The sequence below is a fragment of the Amycolatopsis mediterranei genome (assembly GCF_026017845.1).
Lineage (GTDB): Bacteria > Actinomycetota > Actinomycetes > Mycobacteriales > Pseudonocardiaceae > Amycolatopsis > Amycolatopsis mediterranei.
In genome coordinates this window covers 7063749-7080993 of record NZ_CP100416.1, presented here as the reverse complement: position 1 = coordinate 7080993, position 17245 = coordinate 7063749, and the positions used below count along the sequence as shown (strand labels likewise).

At 72.2% G+C, this 17245-nt stretch carries 18 protein-coding genes; 8 read left to right on the top strand and 10 right to left on the bottom strand.

The window, feature by feature from the left end; all coding sequences use genetic code 11:
* The first annotated feature begins 78 nt into the window (after positions 1-78).
* Positions 79-822 (top strand): AraC family transcriptional regulator, encoded by a 744-nt coding sequence (locus tag ISP_RS31445; RefSeq protein ID WP_013227923.1) that lies wholly within the window; start codon positions 79-81, stop codon positions 820-822.
* Here the strand turns inward: ISP_RS31445 and ISP_RS31440 are convergent.
* The 6 genes from ISP_RS31440 to ISP_RS31415 form a co-directional block, all read right to left on the bottom strand.
* A complete protein-coding gene (locus tag ISP_RS31440) occupies positions 819-1391 on the bottom strand; it encodes a TetR/AcrR family transcriptional regulator (RefSeq protein WP_013227922.1) in 573 nt (190 codons plus the stop codon). The two genes, ISP_RS31445 and ISP_RS31440, sit on opposite strands and share 4 nt — an antisense overlap.
* Positions 1388-3286: a YhgE/Pip family protein gene (locus ISP_RS31435; protein ID WP_013227921.1), complete on the bottom strand. Its 1899-nt coding sequence runs from the start codon at positions 3284-3286 to the stop codon at positions 1388-1390. Before ISP_RS31435 ends, ISP_RS31440 begins: the two co-directional genes overlap by 4 nt.
* Positions 3283-3996 carry an ABC transporter ATP-binding protein gene (locus tag ISP_RS31430; RefSeq protein ID WP_013227920.1) on the bottom strand — a complete coding sequence of 238 codons (714 nt, stop codon included), beginning with the start codon at positions 3994-3996 and terminating at the stop codon, positions 3283-3285. The genes ISP_RS31435 and ISP_RS31430 overlap by 4 nt, the downstream gene beginning before the upstream one ends.
* A gap of 119 nt (positions 3997-4115) precedes the next feature.
* Complete coding sequence (locus tag ISP_RS31425; RefSeq protein WP_013227919.1) at positions 4116-5036, bottom strand: GNAT family N-acetyltransferase; 921 nt, start codon at positions 5034-5036, stop codon at positions 4116-4118.
* 22 nt (positions 5037-5058) lie between these two features.
* Entirely contained in the window at positions 5059-5976 is a 918-nt protein-coding gene (locus tag ISP_RS31420; RefSeq protein ID WP_013227918.1) for a GNAT family N-acetyltransferase, read from the bottom strand.
* Positions 5973-6824, bottom strand: a complete 852-nt coding sequence (locus tag ISP_RS31415; protein ID WP_013227917.1) for a class I SAM-dependent methyltransferase — start codon at positions 6822-6824, stop codon at positions 5973-5975. Before ISP_RS31415 ends, ISP_RS31420 begins: the two co-directional genes overlap by 4 nt.
* A 316-nt stretch (positions 6825-7140) precedes the next feature.
* Between ISP_RS31415 and rpsA the strand changes: the two genes are divergently transcribed.
* Entirely contained in the window at positions 7141-8640 is a 1500-nt protein-coding gene (gene rpsA / locus ISP_RS31410; protein WP_013227916.1) for a 30S ribosomal protein S1, read from the top strand.
* 68 nt (positions 8641-8708) lie between these two features.
* On the opposite strand, the gene ISP_RS31405 is transcribed toward rpsA, so the two are convergent.
* Positions 8709-9323 (bottom strand): TetR/AcrR family transcriptional regulator, encoded by a 615-nt coding sequence (locus tag ISP_RS31405; protein WP_013227915.1) that lies wholly within the window; start codon positions 9321-9323, stop codon positions 8709-8711.
* A 175-nt stretch (positions 9324-9498) separates the two neighbouring features.
* Here ISP_RS31405 and ISP_RS31400 point away from each other — a divergent pair, with 175 nt between their 5' ends.
* Complete coding sequence (locus ISP_RS31400; protein WP_013227914.1) at positions 9499-9945, top strand: OsmC family protein; 447 nt, start codon at positions 9499-9501, stop codon at positions 9943-9945.
* Between the two features lie 24 nt (positions 9946-9969).
* On the opposite strand, the gene ISP_RS31395 is transcribed toward ISP_RS31400, so the two are convergent.
* Complete coding sequence (locus tag ISP_RS31395; protein ID WP_013227913.1) at positions 9970-10218, bottom strand: hypothetical protein; 249 nt, start codon at positions 10216-10218, stop codon at positions 9970-9972.
* 123 nt (positions 10219-10341) lie between these two features.
* On the bottom strand, positions 10342-10608 hold the full coding sequence (locus ISP_RS31390) for a hypothetical protein (protein WP_014467404.1): 267 nt from the start codon (positions 10606-10608) through the stop codon (positions 10342-10344).
* Positions 10609-10912: 304 nt separating this feature from the next.
* On the opposite strand from ISP_RS31390, the gene coaE reads away from it, so the two are divergent.
* Entirely contained in the window at positions 10913-12097 is a 1185-nt protein-coding gene (gene coaE, locus ISP_RS31385; protein WP_034286284.1) for a dephospho-CoA kinase, read from the top strand.
* A 53-nt stretch (positions 12098-12150) separates the two neighbouring features.
* On the opposite strand, the gene ISP_RS31380 is transcribed toward coaE, so the two are convergent.
* On the bottom strand, positions 12151-12669 hold the full coding sequence (locus ISP_RS31380; protein WP_013227910.1) for a ribonuclease FAU-1 family protein: 519 nt from the start codon (positions 12667-12669) through the stop codon (positions 12151-12153).
* Positions 12670-12773: 104 nt separating this feature from the next.
* On the opposite strand from ISP_RS31380, the gene ISP_RS31375 reads away from it, so the two are divergent.
* From ISP_RS31375 to uvrB, 4 genes are read left to right on the top strand one after another with little or no spacing between them, the layout of a single operon-like run.
* Positions 12774-14162 carry a DUF5685 family protein gene (locus ISP_RS31375; RefSeq protein ID WP_013227909.1) on the top strand — a complete coding sequence of 463 codons (1389 nt, stop codon included), beginning with the start codon at positions 12774-12776 and terminating at the stop codon, positions 14160-14162.
* Between the two features lie 10 nt (positions 14163-14172).
* Positions 14173-14577, top strand: coding sequence for a hypothetical protein (locus tag ISP_RS31370; RefSeq protein WP_013227908.1), 405 nt, complete (start codon positions 14173-14175; stop codon positions 14575-14577).
* A gap of 46 nt (positions 14578-14623) precedes the next feature.
* Positions 14624-14779 carry a hypothetical protein gene (locus ISP_RS31365; RefSeq protein WP_014467403.1) on the top strand — a complete coding sequence of 52 codons (156 nt, stop codon included), beginning with the start codon at positions 14624-14626 and terminating at the stop codon, positions 14777-14779.
* Positions 14780-14824: 45 nt separating this feature from the next.
* Positions 14825-16981 carry an excinuclease ABC subunit UvrB gene (uvrB, locus tag ISP_RS31360; protein WP_014467402.1) on the top strand — a complete coding sequence of 719 codons (2157 nt, stop codon included), beginning with the start codon at positions 14825-14827 and terminating at the stop codon, positions 16979-16981.
* The last annotated feature ends 264 nt before the right edge of the window (positions 16982-17245 follow it).

Sequence of the window (17245 nt, the reverse complement as noted above, 5' to 3'; positions counted from 1 at the left end):
TGATCGCCGCGGCCCAGGCGTGCCACCGGTGTCCCGCCGGGAAATTCCGGAAACCCGCCGTCATCGTATCGTGGGGGCATGATCGAGTCGCCGGCCGGCTGCCCGCCCTTGGCCCACGGTGAGGACGTTCCGCCGCACTTCCACGACTTCGGGCAGCTCAGGTACGCCGCCTCCGGGGCACTGGTCACCACCACCCGGGCCGGCACCTGGGTGGCGCCGGCGAACCGCATCACCTGGGTGCCCCCGTTCCACGTGCACAGCAGCCGTGCGCACGGCGCGACCGTCATCCGGCTGCTCGAGGTGCCGGCGGCCCCGGCCGGGCGGCTGCCGGCGCAGCCCGCGGTGTTCACGGCCAGTGCGCTGCTGCGCGAGGCCTACCTGGCGGTCACCGGCGACGACGACCCGGCCGGCAGCCCCCGTGCCCGACTGCTGCTCGAGGTCGTCCTCACCGAGCTCGACCGCGCCCAGCGGGAACCACTGCGTCTCCCCGAGCCGGCCGACCCGCGCCTCAAGGCCGTCACCGACCTGCTGCACGCCGATCCGGCGAGCCCGGCGACCCTGGCCGAGCTGGGCCACCGGACCGGCTCGAGCGAGCGGACGCTCAGCAGGCTGTTCGGCAGCGAACTGTCGATGAGCTTCCACCAGTGGCGCACGCTGTTGCGCATCCAGCGCGCGGTGCTCGAACTCGGCGAAGGCACCTCGGTCACCGACACGGCAACGCGCCTCGGCTGGGCGAACCCGGGCAGTTTCATCGACGCCTTCACCGATCTCGTCGGCCAGACGCCCGGCCGGTACCGCGCGAAAGTTCGCGCCGCCGGCTAACGGCGACCCAGGCCGCGGATCAGCACCATCACCGCGTCGCGCACCTCGGCCCGCGTCCGCTGCGGCCCGAACACCTGCCAGTCGAGTGCCACCACCAGCATCGTGCCGAACAACCCGGCCGCCGCCGTCGGGATTTCGACGCCCTCCGGCAACCGGCCCGCCTCCTCCAGCCGCGACAACTGGTGCTTCACGATCGAGATGATCTCCTCGCGCAGCAACGACAGCGTCCCGTGCCACTGGCCCGGCGTCCGCCACAGCTCGCTCACCAGGATCTGCGAAAACCCCGGGTACCGGGCGATGAACTCCAGCGTCGTGTCGACCTGCGCCTCGATCACGTCCAGCGGATCGCCGTCGGACACCGCCGAGCGCAACCGGCCGGCCAGGATGTCCACGCCGTAGCGCAGCAACGCGTCGACCAGGCCGTCCTTCGACCCGAAGTTGTAGTACACCGTGCCCTTCGCGACGCCCGCCGCCGCCGCGATGTCGTCGACCGTCAGGCCCACCAGGCCCCGGCTCTTCGAGAGCTCCAACGTCGCCTCGAAGAGCTTCTGCTTCGTCGCGCCGCTCACAGGCTCAGCTCGGGCTTGAGCGCCGACACCGTCCAAACGCGACGTTTGCGGGCGGCCAATGTGGACACCAGGACCCCGCCCACCAGGTACGCCAGCAGCACGCCGATGTCGCCGAGCAGCTGCGTCGTCGTGGCGCCGCTGTAGAACAGGTGGCGGAAGCCGTCGATCGCGTACCCCATCGGCAGCACCACGTGCAGCGGGTACAGCGCGTCCGGGATCGTCTGCCACGGGAACGTGCCGCCCGCGCTCACCAGCTGCAGCACCAGCAGCACCAGGCCGAGGAACTTGCCGACCGCGCCGAAGAAGGCGTTGAGCGCGTGCACCACCGAGGTGAACGTCAGCGACACCAGCACGGCGAACCCGATCGCCGCCAACGGGTGTGCGATGTGGATGCCGACCAGCCACGTCACCGCGCCGAACAGGACGACCACCTGCGCGATGCCCAGCAGCGCCGAGGACAGCCAGCCGCCGACCGCGACCCGGAACGGGGCCGCGCCCGCGGTCAGCGCGCGCGTCGAGAGCGGGCGCAGGATCAGGAACAGCACGAACGCACCGATCCAGGTGGCCAGCGAGATGAAGAACGGCGCGAGGCCGGCGCCGTACGTCCCCGCCGACGCCTCGCCGTTGGCGTTCACCGCCACCGGGTCCGCGATCGTGTTGGCCGTCGCGTTGCGGGTCGGGTCGTCCGGGTTCGGGATCTGCTGGAGCCCGGCCGCGAGCCCGTCACGCAGCTTCACCGCGCCGTCGGCGAGCTGGTTCGTGCCGTTGACGGCCGTCTTCTCGCCGTCGCTGAGCTGGGACGCCCCGTCGCGCAGCTGGTTCGCGCCGTCGGACGCCTGGGCGATGCCGCTCGCCAGCTGGGGGGACGCCGCGGCGAGCTTGGCCGCACCGTCGGACACCTGGCGGGCGCCGTCGGCCAGCTTCGCCAGGTCGCCGTTGGCCTGCTGGATCTTGCCGTTCGCCTGGTCGACCGGGGAGCGCAGCTGGTCGGCCTTGGCCAGGATCGCCTGCACCTGGGCCTCCGGCACGCCCGCGTCGCGCAGGTCCGTCTGCAGCTGGGTGCGGTAGGAGTCGAGCTTGCCTTGGATGTCGGACGACGCCGTCGCGGCGACCGAAGCCGCGTCGGCGACCTTCTGATCACCGGCGGCCACCTGCGAAGCGCCGCTGGCCAGCTTCTGCGTCTGGGACGGCAGGTCCGCGGTGGCGCTCTTCAGCGTGCCCAGGCCGGTTGCCAGCGTCGACGAGCCGTCCGCGAGCTTGGCCGCGCCGTCGGCCAGCTTCTGCTGCCCCGACTTGAGCTGCGTGGCGCCGTCGGCGAGCTGCGCGGCGCCGGTCGCGGCCTCCTGGGTCTTGGCGTAGATCGTGGAGAAGCCGACCAGGAACCGGTCCGCGGCCTCGCTGCCGACCTTCTCGGCGATCGTCTTGCGGACCTGCTCGGCGACCTGCTTCGCGATCGTGCCGGACAGGTAGTTGTTGGCGTCGTTGGTGGTCAGCGTGATCGTCGCCTGCTGCGGCTGGAAGTTGCCGACCGACAGCAGCGCGGCGGAGAAGCCGCTCGGGATACCGATGGCGAATGAATACTTGTCGTCGCGGACGCCGTCGCGGGCCTCCTGTTCGGACACCTCGTGCCACTGGAAGGTGCCGGACTTGACCAGTTCGTCGGTCACCTCGCGGCCCACGTTGCGCTCGTGGCCGCTGGAGTCCTTCGCGCCGGTGTCGCTGGTGAAGACCGCGGCGGGCAGCTTGTCGAGCCGGCCGTACGGGTCGTAGTTCGCGTAGAGGTAGAAGGACGCGTAGAGCAGCGGTACCAGCACCAGCGCGACCAGGGCGAGCTTCGGCAGGGTGCCGGTGGAGAGGCGGCGCAGCTCGTTGCGCGCGATCCGGAAGGCGTTCATTCGGGGACTCCGTCAGTGCTCTCGGTGAGCTCTTCGGTGGGTTCGGGGGCGGCGGGCGCTTCGGGGGCTTCGGGGGGAGCGCAGTGCTCCGGCGGCGGCTGCTCGGCCGAGCCGAGGAGCGCGGGCGTGCCGGGCAGGGCGGACCGCGGTGTCGTCGCGGTCAGCACGACCACGGCCAGCCCGCGCTCGGCCTGTTCGCGCGCCAGCCCGGCCCAGCTGCCGACGTCGCTGGTGTGCCGGTCGGGGGTGTCGAGCACGAGCACGCGCACGCCCTTGCGCTCGGCGGCCAGCTCGGTGAGCAGCCGCGTGCGCAGCGCCGGGGTGAGGTTCTCGAAGCGCGTGCCGGCGTACGGCGCGGCGTCGTGGTCGGCGAGCCACCGGGCGACGTCCTCCTTGCCCGCCGGGCGGTGGGCCAGCGCCAGTTCCTCGCCGGCGACCACGCGCAGGGGCAGCGCGTCGTCGGGTTCGCTGACGCCCGGGGCGTCGACGACCGCGACGAGCTCGGTCAGCGGGGCGTCGACGCCCTCGGCGTGCACCGTGCCGGTGGTCGGCTTGAGCCGGCCGGCCAGCGCGAGGCCGAACGCCGTGACGCCGACGCCGGGTTCGCCGTGCACGATCGCCAGGTCGCCCTCGCCGAAGGTCAGGGAGGTGGGCGGCAACAAGGTGCCGTGGTGCCCTTCGAGGGACACCCGATCGGCTCGGACCTGCACGGTTTCTCCCGCTTCACGAACTTTTGAACTGACCGGTCAGTTCAAAACCTAGTCCCCGCGGAAGCCGGCGGCAAGATCACCAGACGCACGTCACACTTGTGAGTGGCTCACGCGCCGCGTCACCGGAGCGCCGACGCCGGGCGCACCTCCCACGTCGTCCACAGTGGACGATAACCCTGCCGGTGCCAGAACACCGAGGACAGCGGGTTGGTCGGGTTGTAGTAGAGGTACGTGCGGGTCGCGCCACCGCGGTGCAGCTCCCGGTGCACGTGGGCCATCAGCGCCCGGCCGAACCCGCCGCCGCGCTCACCGGGGGCGGTCACGACGTTGTTCACGTACCCCCAGCGTCCCGGCGGGAGGAGCTCGCCCGCTTCGGTGCCCGGGACCGCGTCGAGCCACGCGCAGTGCGCGAACGCGCGCAGCTCGCCGTCCGCCTCGGCCAGCCAGGCGGCCGGCTCCTCCTCGGCGAGGGCGTCCCGCAGGGACGGCGCCAGCAGCTCGGCCGTGTTGTCCCGGCGCGGCGAGGCGACGAGCCCGGTGTAGTCGAACGTCGCCGTCGCCAGCTTCAGCGCCGCGTCGAAGTCGCCGGGCCCGGCGCGCCGGACCGAAACCCCCGGCGAGGCCTCCGGCGGGGGAGCGGTGCGCACGCCGACCGCGGAGAGCGGCACGAGACCGTGGTCGAGGAAGGCCCGGATCGCCTCGGCGTCCCGGCTGGGCCAGACGACCACACACGCCGAGTCGTCGCCGGTGTCTTCCGCCTCGAGCCGTCCCTTCAGCGCGCGCAGGAGGAGGTCCGCGCCTTCGGTGCCGGTGTCGCCGAAGTACGGGAAGAGCTGCCAGGTGTCGGCGGCCGACCACAGCATCGGGACGTCACCGGGAGCGAACCGCTGACGCTGCAGCACCCCGGTGACCTGCGTGCCGCCCGCCGTCGCCGCGTCCAGGCGCTCGCCGTCGGCCGGCGGGGCGGCGGGCGGCAGCAGCGCGTCGACGGCGGCGAAGCGCGCCCGGTGCGCCGCGAGGAGCGGCTCGGCGATGTCCATGCGTCCCCCTCGGATCGTGCGGTCAGGACCAGGCGGGGCGGCGGAGCCACATGGTCCACAGTGGACGATAGCCCTGCCGGTGCCAGAACACCGGCGAAAGCGGGTTCGGCGGGTGGTAGAACAGGAAGGTCCCGCGCACGTCGTGCGCCAGCAGTTCCCGGTGCGCCACCGCCATCAGGGCCCGGCCGACCCCGCCGCCGCGGGCCGCGGGGGCGACCGACAGCGTGTCGACGTACCCCCAGAGGCCCGGGAGCAGCCTGCCGTGGACGGAGTTGCCCGGGGTGGCCGAGGCCAGCGCGCAGGAGGCCAGGCCGGCCGGCACGCCGCCGTCCTCCTCCGCGAGCCAGATCAGCCCGCTGAAGCGCAGGGCGCGGACGACTTCCGCGCGCAGCAGCTCCGGTGCGCCCGGCCGCGGCACCGCGGTGCCGACCAGCGAGGTGTAGCGCCACTCGGCCAGCCGCAGCCCGGTCAGCGCGTCGAGGTCGCCCTCTCCGGCCCGGCGGACGGTCACCGGCGCCGTCCCGGGATCGGCGGGCGCGTCCGGGGTCCGCACGGCCAGGCACGTCATCGGCGCGAACCCGTGCGCCAGGAGCACCGCGGACGCCTCGGCGTCGCGGCTCGGCCAGGTCAGCGTGCAGGCCGAGTCCGGGCCGGCCGGCGTCCCGCGCAGCCGGTCGCGCCAGGCGCCGAGCAGCGCGGCGAGGCCCGCGGCGCCGCTGTCGCCCGGCACCGCGGTCAGGTCCCGGATGTCCGACGGCCCCCACAGCGCGGGCCACGACCCCGGCGCGTGCACGACGTTCGTCAGCAGCCCGCCGGCCTTGAGCCCGCCGACCGTCACCACCAGCGGCTCGTTCGACGGCGACGGCGGGGCCGCGATCGGCGGGAGCAGCGGGTCGAGCGCGGCGAACCGCGCGTTCTGCTGCTCTTCGAGGCTGCTCACGAGCGGTGCGTGCGGAAGATCGCGGTGCCCGGGAAGAGCTTGCCGCGCAGCGGGCTCCACTGGCCCCACACCCGTGTGTGCCCGGCCGGCCACTCGGGCTCGACCAGGTCGGTGAGGGTGAACCCGGCCCCGGCCAGCGCGCGCACGTAGTCGCCGAGGGTGTGGTGGTACTCGACGTAGGTGGCGGTGCCCTCGTCGTCGACCTCGACGTACGGCGTGCGGTCGAAGTACGGCTGGGTGACGGTGAGCCCCTGCGGGCCGGGGTCGTCGGGGAAGATCCACCGCATCGGGTGCGTCACCGAGAACACCCACGGGGCGCCCGGCCGCAGCACCCGGTGCACCTCGGCGAAGACCGTGTCCACCGAGGCCACGAACGGGATCGCGCCGAAGGCCGAGCAGGCCGCGTCGAAGCTGCCGGACGCGAGCGGCAGGTGCTCGGCGTTGGCCTGCACGAGCGGGACGGCCAGGCCGGTGCGTTCGTTGCCGTCGCGGGCGTGGCGCAGCATGCCGGCCGACAGGTCGGTCGCCACGGCGTCGGCGCCCTGCGCGGCCAGCCAGCGCGCGCAGGCGGCCTGCCCGCAGCCGACTTCCAGCACGCGCTTGCCCCGGACGTCGCCGAGCAGCCTCGCCTCGGCCTCCCGGACGCCCTCCGGGCACCAGACGAAGTCGGCGTCGCCGAGGAACCCGCCGTGCTCGGCCTGGTAGTCGTCGGCGTCGGCGTCCCACCAGGCGAGGTTGGCCGCTGCGGCTTCGGCCCCGCCGACCTCGCGGTAGGCGACCTCCGTGGTGCCCAGCCGGTGCTCGGCCGCGTCGTGGCGCCCCGGCGCGGGCGCCTGCTCCGGTGGCATGATGGTGTCTCCGGTCCCCGGTGGCCTGCTCGCTCCACCGGCATCCTCGTGCGTGCGGTTTGCTTCCGCGAGGACCTTAGCGAGCCAGGGGGACCCTGATTGTGCCGCCTAGCGGCTGCCGCGTAGGATAAGTGTTAGCGCAGTGGGTTCGCGCTGCCTTCCGCTCAGCTTCTGGTTGGGACTCGGGTCGCGCACCGTATGCGGGGTCATGCCGCGGTCGTTCACTGGTGGACGTTTGCTTGCAGGGTCGCCGCATGCCGCCCATCGCGTCGACAACTGCCAACCCTCGATCCCATCCACCGGAGCAACCCGCCTAATGACCACCGACACCGCCACCGCCCCGACCGCCCCCGTTGGGGCCCCGCAGGTCGCCATCAACGACATCGGGTCGGAGGAAGATTTCCTCGCGGCTATCGACAAGACGATCAAGTACTTCAACGATGGTGACATCGTCGAAGGCACGATCGTCAAGGTCGACCGCGACGAGGTCCTGCTCGACATCGGCTACAAGACCGAGGGTGTCATCCCCTCGCGTGAGCTCTCCATCAAGCACGATGTCGACCCGGCTGAGGTTGTCACCGTCGGCGATGAGGTCGAAGCCCTGGTTCTCCAGAAGGAGGACAAGGAAGGCCGTCTGATCCTGTCCAAGAAGCGCGCGCAGTACGAGCGCGCCTGGGGCACGATCGAGGAGCTCAAGGAGAAGGACGAGCCCGTCAAGGGCACCGTCATCGAGGTCGTCAAGGGCGGCCTCATCCTGGACATCGGCCTGCGCGGCTTCCTCCCCGCTTCCCTGGTCGAGATGCGCCGCGTGCGCGACCTGCAGCCGTACGTCGGCCGCGAGCTCGAGGCGAAGATCATCGAGCTGGACAAGAACCGCAACAACGTGGTCCTGTCCCGCCGCGCCTACCTCGAGCAGACCCAGTCCGAGGTGCGCAGCGAGTTCCTCAACGCGCTCGCCAAGGGCCAGGTCCGCAAGGGCGTCGTGTCGTCCATCGTCAACTTCGGTGCCTTCGTGGACCTGGGTGGCGTCGACGGCCTGGTGCACGTCTCCGAGCTGTCCTGGAAGCACATCGACCACCCGTCCGAGGTCGTCGAGGTCGGCCAGGAGGTCACGGTCGAGGTCCTGGACGTCGACATGGACCGCGAGCGCGTCTCGCTGTCGCTGAAGGCGACCCAGGAAGACCCGTGGCGCCAGTTCGCCCGCACCCACGCGATCGGTCAGATCGTGCCGGGCAAGGTCACCAAGCTGGTTCCGTTCGGTGCGTTCGTGCGCGTCGAAGAGGGCATCGAGGGTCTGGTCCACATCTCGGAGCTGGCCGAGCGCCACGTCGAGATCCCGGAGCAGGTCGTCCAGGTCAACGGCGACGTCATGGTCAAGGTCATCGACATCGACCTCGAGCGTCGTCGCATCTCGCTGTCGCTGAAGCAGGCGAACGAGGGTGTCACGCCGGACACCGAGTTCGACCCGACCCAGTACGGCATGGCCGCCGAGTACGACGCCGAGGGCAACTACATCTACCCCGAAGGCTTCGACCCGGACACCCAGGAGTGGCAGGAAGGCTTCGACAAGCAGCGTGAGGAGTGGGAGCGCCAGTACGCCGAGGCGCACACTCGTTACGAGGCCCACATGAAGCAGGTCCAGAAGGCCGTCGAGGCCGACGCGGAAGCGGCGGCCGACGCGGCGACGGGCATCGAGGGTGGCGCGGAAAGCTACACCTCGGGCTCGACCGCGACCGACACGAAGAGCAGCGGTGGCACCCTCGCCTCCGACGAGCAGCTCGCGGCGCTCCGCGAGAAGCTCTCCGGCGGTGCGTGAGCACTAGCTCGCTGAGCTGAACGAGAACCCCCGGTCCCCAGCGGACCGGGGGTTCTTCGTTTCCCGGGTCAGCGGTTGCGCAGGCCGAGGCCGGTGATCATGGCGGTGACGCCGTCGCGGTACATCTGTTCGTGGGCTTCTTCGGTCGGCGGGATGAACCAGTCCGGCAGCGGCCGCCGCGAGGCCATCAGCAGTTCCGCGCTGACGAGGCCGTGGATGGCCGTCCACAGCTGGTACGCCACCGACCGGGCGTCCGCGCCGGGCAGGCAGACCCGCTGGACCCGGGCGATGAACAAGGTGAACGTCGTGCGCAGCACCGCCGACCGCAGCGCCGGATCCGGGTCGAACCCGGGCACCGGGCGCTCGAACATCAGCGCGTAGCGGGTCGGGCTCTCGCGGGCGAAGTGCCGGTACTCCAGCGCCAGGTGCAGCAGATCCGCGACGCCGTCCTGGCTCGACGGCGGCAGCCCTTCCAGCAGCTCCCGCAGCGAGTCGAAGGTGCGCTCGTACAGGGCGTCGAGCAGGCCGGCGCGGCCGCCGAAGCGGGCGTAGACCGAGAGTGTCGACGCGCCGGCCGCCTCGGCCACACCGCGGACGGTCAGGCCGGGGACCCCGCGGTTCACGAGCACCGACAACGCCGCGTCGAGGTAGCGCTCGCGGCCGCCATGGTCGGCCGGACGCATCGGCAAGTGCCTGGTAGCCACGGCGCACCCCCTTTGCGGCTGCCGGGCGCAGGCGGCGTCCGGGTGACCCATCCGCAGCAGAAGATACGATATCCGCCGCATCTTGGGAATGCGCCGGATGTCCGGATCGGCGGCGTCCCGCCCGGTGGGCGCCACTCGAGAGGACTTCAGGCGGATGGATCACCCCGAGCCCGGCACCGTCGTCGTCACCGCGAGTGGCGACGGCACCTACACACAGCAGGTCGCCACGGCGACCCACACGCTGCTCGTCGACGAACCGGTCGCTGTCGGGGGCGCCGACGCGGGGCCGAACCCGTACGAGCTCCTGCTCGCGTCGCTGGGTTCGTGCACCGCGATCACGCTGCGGATGTACGCCGACCGCAAGGGCATCCCGCTGACCCGGGCGACCGTCCGGCTGCGCCACGACCGCATCCACGCCGAAGACTGCGCGCGGTGCGAGACCGAGCGCGGCCTGCTCAGCCGGATCACCCGCGAGATCGAACTCGAAGGCGACCTCGACGACGAGCAGCGCGCCAGGCTCATGCTGATCGCCGACAAGTGCCCGGTGCACCGCACGCTGTCGTCGGAGATCTCGATCGAAACGCGGGAAACCGGCCGCTGACCACGCTTCCGGGTGGCGAGGGCGTCAGGCGGCGCGCACGGTCACCGCGACCGGGCCACGCGTGCTGACCGACGGCACCCAGATGCGCTCGAGCGCCGCGGCGCGAGCCTTGCGGCGGAGGCCGGCGAAGCTGTGCTTGGCCGGGACCAGCAGCGTGCTCAGCCAGGTCCGCCGGTAGTCCGCCAGTGCCTCGGCCACCGGGCGGTGGACCACGCAGTGCACCAGCCCCGGCGTGCCGAGCCGGTGCCTCCCGGCGTGCTTGCTGTCCGCCATCGTTCCTCCGCGTGGGCGACGCTGTCGCGCGCACCGTACGCACTGGCGCGGTTCGAGGTGGGTAAGCAACGCGGCGTGTCCGGATATCGGTTGAGTCACGCGTCACGATCGACTTGCGGATCCTCAGCTTTTCAGGCATAGAACGCCGCCCGACGTGATGAACGGGATCCACACGCTTCGCACGACATACAGCCGCCGCGCCGGGATGTGCCGCCTCGCCGGGGTGTGCCGGTACGTCACCTGCACCCGGCGGACGCCCGACAGGCACTGCGCCGGCGGCGAGCCCACGCGCGCCACCGGGGCGTGCGGGGCCGCCGCGGCTTCGGGCACCGCCACGGCGAGCCCGCCCGCGCACAGCAGGACGGCGGCCGCACTGCTGATCTTCGTCATCCTCACCGGCCCCCCTCGGCCGCGGTCAGACGAACCAGACCTTGTCGACCCACCTCGTCGCGCACCTCGGCGGTGTCGCCGCGGCGGCCGGTCTGCGGAAACGAAGCTCCTTCATGGTTCCTCCCTCGGTCGCGCGCCCCGCGGCGCACTTGCCGGAGAAGTCGAACAGACCAGCTGAGTGTTACGACATTTTCCCACTTGTCACGCAAATGGCGCAGATCTGACCGGATCTGACCGGATCTGACCGGATCTGACCGGACATGTCCACGGAGGGTGCGACCGCCGCGTGACTAGGGTGATCGGCATGTTGCGTGTGGGGTTGACGGGTGGGATCGGGGCCGGGAAGTCGACCGTGGCGAACCGGCTCGCCGAACACGGCGCGGTGCTGGTGGACTCCGACCGGATCGCCCGTGAGGTGGTCGAACCCGGGACCGAAGGGCTCGCCCGGCTGGTCGCGGAGTTCGGCCCGGAGATCCTGGCCGCGGACGGCTCGCTCGACCGGCCCGTGCTCGCCGCGAAGGCGTTCGCCGACGACGAGTCGCGGCACCGGCTGAACGCGATCGTGCACCCCCTGGTCGGCGCCCGGACCGGGGAGCTGATGGCGGCCGCGAAGCCGGACGCGATCATCGTCCACGACATCCCGCTGCTGGTCGAGAACGGCCTCGCGACGGCCTACCACCTGGTCGTGGTCGTCGACGCCCCGGTCGAGGTGCGGGTGCGGCGGCTGGTGTCGGCCCGCGGGATGGCCGAGGAGGACGCCCGGGCGCGGATCCGGGCGCAGGCAAGCACCGAACAGCGCCGTGCCGTCGCGGACGTCTGGCTGGACAACGGCGGCGCCGAAGACGCCGTGCTCGCCGAGGTCGACGCGCTGTGGGCGGACCGGCTGGTGCCGTTCGAGGCCAACGTGCGGCTGCGCCGGCCGCGGCCCCCCATGTCGCCGAAGATCGCCGAGTACGACCTCGGCTGGCCGGCCCAGGCCGAGCGGGTCCTGGCCCGCGTCCGCACCGCGGCGGGCGGGCTGGCCCACCGCGCGGATCACATCGGGTCGACGGCCGTGCCCGGGCTGCCCGCCAAGGACATCCTCGACCTGCAGCTCACGGTGTCCACTTTGGACGACGCGGACACGCTGGGCGGGCTGCTGGCCGACGCCGGGTTCCCGCGGCTGGAGGGCGACTGGGGCGACGACGCCCAGGACGGCACCGGGACGTGGCCCAAGCGGCTGCACGTCGGCGCCGACCCGCGGCGCCCGGTGAACCTGCACGTCCGGTCGAGGGAGACGCCCGCTTGGCGGCTAGCGCTGCTCTTCCGCGACTTCCTGCGCGCGAACCCGGACGAGCGCGACGACTACCGCGACGTGAAGCTGCGGCTGGCCGAGGCGCACGCCGCCGACGGCACGTTCGAGGCGTACGCCGACGAGAAGCAGGAGTGGGTCGACGCCGCGTTCGCCCGCGCGGAGAAGTGGGCGGCCGCCACCGGCTGGACGCCGTAGGCGCGCAGGTCCCCGAGCTGTGTTCGGCTCCCGGCGCTGGGCAGCCGCCGAGGCTACGGGCGGCGCCGCCAGGTCAGCGCGATGTCGAGGGTGGACAGCCAGGCCGTGAGGTCGTAGCCGTGCGCGGCCAGCCCCTCGACGGCGGTGTAGGTGGTCTTCAGCGCGACCTCTGCCTCTTCGGCGGTGACGAGACCCGCTTCGAGGGCCTCGAGGAGCTCGTCGGTGTCGATCACCCGGAGGGAGAGCTTGTCCTTGAGCACGATGTCGACGTAGAGATCGGCGGCGACCCAGCGCGGGCCGTCGCGGTGGACGCGGACGACGTCGAGGTAGAAGTCCTGGTCGCGTTCGTGGCCGGGGGAGAACCAGAAGTCGGTGAAGCGGAGGCCGAGCCCGGGCACCAGCCACGACTCGAGGTAGTGGAACTGGGCGCGGCCCGGGGTCGGCCGGGCGAGGTACAGGCCGAACGGCTCCTCGCGGAACTCCTCGACCTCCCGCAGGATGCCCTTCGGGTCGATGTTCGCGCGCGCGGCGGGGTCGAAGATCTCGACCTTCGGGGGGTGCAGTGCGGCCATGCGGGTCATCCTGCCGGGCCGGTCACGAAACGCGAACTCCCGCCCCGGTCGTCACGCGTTCGGGCTAAGGTGCGCCGAGCTTCGGGAACGAGGGGGAACTGGGGATGTTCGGGATCATCAGGCCGTGCCGGCACCGGCTGGCGGACGGCCTGCACGCGGATTGGCTGGCCCACCTGTGCGGGCTGTGCCTCACGCTGCGCGACGAACACGGCCAGTTCGCCCGCGTGGTCACCAACTACGACGGGCTGATCATCTCGGTGCTGGTCGAGGCGCAGACACCGCGCGGGGACGGCCGGCGCGAAGCGGGCCCGTGCCCGCTGCGCGGCATGCGGACGGCCTCGGTGGCCCGCGGCGAGGGCGCCCAGCTGGCGGCGGCGGTGTCCCTGGTACTGGCGGCGGCCAAGGTCGGCGACCACGTCGAGGACGGCGACGGGGCGTTCGGCAGGCGCCCGGTGGCGGCGGCCGCACGCCGGGTCGCGGCCCGCTGGACGGTGCAGGGGCGCCGTACGGGCGGTCAGGTGGGGTTCGACACGACGGTCCTGACGGAGGCGGTCGAGGGGCAGGGCGCCCTGGAGTCGTCGGTCCGGCTGGGTGATTCGCCGCTGCTGGCGACGGAACCCGCCGAGCGGGCGACGGCGGCGGCGTTCGCCCGGACGGCGGAGCTGGCGGGCAAGCCGGGCAACGCGGCGGCGCTGGCCGAGGCGGGCCGGTTGTTCGGCCGGGTGGCCCACCTGCTGGACGCGGTGGAGGACTACGCGGCCGACGCGGCGGCCGGGGCGTGGAACCCGTTGCCGGCCACGGGAACGGGGCCGCAGGAAGCCCGGCGGCTGTGCGATGACGCGGTACTGGGGGTGGAGCTGGCGTTGCGCGAGGCGCAGTTCACCGAGCCGGCGCTGGTGCACGCGTTGTTGGTGCACGAGCTGCGCCAAGCGGTGCGGCGCGCCTTCGGCCACGGTTTGTCCCACGACCACGACCACAGCTCCCGGCCGGGCGGCCCGGCCGGGCAACAGCCGCCGCCGGGGTGGATCGGGCGTGGACCGGCGCCGCAGCAGCACCCGCACCAGGTTCCGCCCGGCTCGAGCGGTTCGTCGCAGCCGCAAGGGTTTGCGCCCCCGGGGCCGGTCCGGCCGCCGGGTGCCCCCGGCGGCCGCGGCCCGGGTGGCCCGGGCGGCGGCGGCCCGGGTGGCCCTGGCGGTCCCGGTGGTCCAGGCGGACCCGGCGGCCCCAAGGACTCCGGCAAATCCGGCCCCCACGACGGCAAGGGCGGCGGCCTCTGGTACCCGAAGTTCGCCGTCCCGCCCAAGAAGCGCAACTTCTTCCTCGGCTGCGCCCTCACGCCTTACATGTGCTGCACCTGCCAGTTCTGCTGCCGCGATCCCTATCCTGGCCCCTGGAGCGGAAAACCGGTGAGCACGTGCGACGGGTGCGACTGCGACTGCGGCTGTGACGGCGCTTGTTGCGAATGTTGCGGCTGTTGCGACTGCAGCTGCTGAGGGGAGCACCATGACCGACCCGATGGCCGACCTCCACGACCGGCGCCGCGAGAACTTCGCCGGGCTCGTCGAAGGCGGGAAGGCTCGTCTCGACGCGCTCTTCGCCACCGTCCCGGCGCTGGGCGAGCTGGCCGTCGGCACGGTCTACGGCCACCTGCACGAACGCCCGGCCCTCGACGCCCGCACGCGCGAAGCCGCCACGCTCGCCGCGATCGTCGCCGCCGGGATGGTGGGCCCGCCGCTGAGCGTGCACCTCCGCACCGGCCTCGCCTCCGTCGCCGAAGGAGGTCTGCGAAGCGGTCGTCCAGACGGCGGCGTTCGCGGGCTTCCCGCGCGCCGTTTCCGCCGCCGACCAGCTGAACCGGCTCTTCGAAGGCCACGGCCTGCCGATCCCGCCCCCGCCGTCGCCGCGTGAGGTCGTCCTCGCGCACCTGGCCGCGCCGGGCGAGGAGGTCGCCGGCGTGCTGGCGGACTTCCCGCGCACCGAGGTGCAAGCCACCGGTCCCGATCGGGTGCTGGTCTCGTGCTTCGGCGACGACCCCGTCCCCGGGGCGGTCCTGCACTGCGCCGTCGAGGGCGGCGATGTCACGTCGGTCACGGTGTTCCGACCCCGCTGACCAGGGCCGACGAAATTGTCGGTGGTGCGTCGTACTCTGGTCGACGTGGCTTTCGCAACCGAACACCCCGTGCTCGCCCAGTCCGACTTCCGGCCCGTCTCGGAGATCCCGCGGACCGGCGGCCGGTTCGAGGTGGTCAGTGACTACCAGCCCGCCGGCGACCAGCCGGCGGCCATCGACGAGCTCGAACGCCGGATCAAGGCGGGCGAGAAGGACGTCGTGCTCCTCGGCGCCACCGGCACCGGTAAGTCGGCGACGACGGCGTGGCTGATCGAGCGCGTCCAGCGCCCGACGCTGGTGATGGCGCCCAACAAGACCCTGGCCGCGCAGCTGGCGAACGAGCTGCGCGAGCTGTTCCCGAACAACGCGGTCGAGTACTTCGTCAGCTACTACGACTACTACCAGCCCGAGGCGTACATCGCGCAGACGGACACCTACATCGAGAAGGACTCGTCGATCAACGACGACGTCGAGCGGCTGCGCCACTCGGCGACGATGAACCTGCTGTCGCGCCGGGACGTCATCGTGGTCGCCAGTGTCTCCTGCATCTACGGCCTGGGCACGCCGCAGTCCTACCTCGACCGGTCCTCGAAGCTGAAGGCCGGCATGCAGCTCGACCGGGACGTCTTCCTGCGGGCGCTGGTCGACGTCCAGTACACGCGCAACGACATCGCCTTCGCGCGCGGCACGTTCCGCGCGCGCGGTGACACGGTCGAGATCATCCCGGCGTACGAGGAGCTCGCGATCCGCGTCGAGTTCTTCGGCGACGAGATCGAGAAGCTGTACTACCTGCACCCGCTGACCGGCGACATCGTCAAGGAGGTCGACGAGGTCCGGATCTTCCCGGCGACGCACTACGTCGCCGGCCCGGAGCGGATGGAAAAGGCGATCCAGGGGATCGAGAAGGAGCTCGAGGAGCGGCTCGCCGAGCTGGAGCGTCAGGGCAAGCTCCTGGAGGCGCAGCGGCTGCGGATGCGCACGGCCTACGACATCGAGATGATGCGCCAGGTCGGGTTCTGCTCCGGCATCGAGAACTACTCGCGCCACATCGACGGCCGCGGCCCGGGCACGGCGCCGGCGACGCTGATCGACTACTTCCCGGACGACTTCCTGCTCGTCATCGACGAGTCGCACCAGACCGTCCCGCAGATCGGCGGCATGTACGAAGGCGACATGTCCCGCAAGCGCAACCTGGTCGAGTACGGCTTCCGGCTGCCGAGCGCGGTGGACAACCGGCCGCTGACCTGGGAGGAGTTCTCCGACCGGATCGGCCAGACGGTGTACCTGTCGGCGACGCCGGGCCCGTACGAGATGGGCCAGGCGGGCGGCGAGTTCGTCGAGCAGGTCATCCGGCCGACCGGCCTGGTCGACCCGAAGGTCGTCGTGAAGCCGACCGAGGGCCAGATCGACGACCTGGTGCACGAGATCCGCGAGCGCGCGGAGAAGGACGAGCGCGTCCTGGTCACCACGCTGACCAAGAAGATGTCCGAGGACCTGACGGACTACCTGCTGGAGCTGGGCATCCGGGTGCGCTACCTGCACTCGGAGGTCGACACGCTGCGCCGGGTCGAGCTGCTGCGGCAGCTGCGGGCGGGCGACTTCGACGTGCTGGTCGGCATCAACCTGCTGCGCGAGGGTCTCGACCTGCCGGAGGTGTCGCTGGTGGCGATCCTCGACGCGGACAAGGAGGGCTTCCTCCGCAGCGGGACGTCCCTGATCCAGACGATCGGCCGCGCGGCGCGCAACGTGTCGGGCGAGGTCCACATGTACGCGGACAAGATCACCGACTCGATGCGGCACGCGATCGACGAGACGGACCGCCGCCGCGAGAAGCAGGTCGCCTACAACGAGGAGCGCGGCGTCGACCCGCAGCCGCTGCGGAAGAAGATCGCGGACATCCTCGACCGGGTGTACAGCGAAGCCGAGGACACCGAGCAGGTCTCGGTGGGTGGCTCGGGCCGCAACTCCTCGCGCGGCAAGAAGCCCGAGCAGGGCGACCGGGTCCGGAGCTCGGGCATGCTGGTCGACAAGAACGTTTCGGCAATGCCGCGAGCCCAGCTGGCGGACCTGATCCAGCAGATGACCGACCAGATGATGCAGGCGGCGCGCGACCTCCAGTTCGAGCTCGCGGCGCGGCTGCGGGACGAGATCTCGGACCTGAAGAAGGAGCTGAGGGGCATGGACGCGGCCGGGATCAAGTAAGCGGGGCTGAGGCTGCCGGGCGGCCGCCCGGGGCCGAGGCAGGGAGGCCCCAGGCTGCGGTAAGGGCCGCCGGGGCATGCTCCTTGCGGCAGGTCAGCGCTGAGCCGGGTGAGGACCCCGCACGGGCCGCGCGCGTCAACCACACCCCACCCTGCATCCCGATCCGAAGCCCCAACACGGCCGGGGGGGCCGGGGGCCCCGCCCCATTGGCCCCCGGACGCGGGGGCCCCCGCCCGGGGGCCCCAGGGGGCGGCGGGTGGTGAG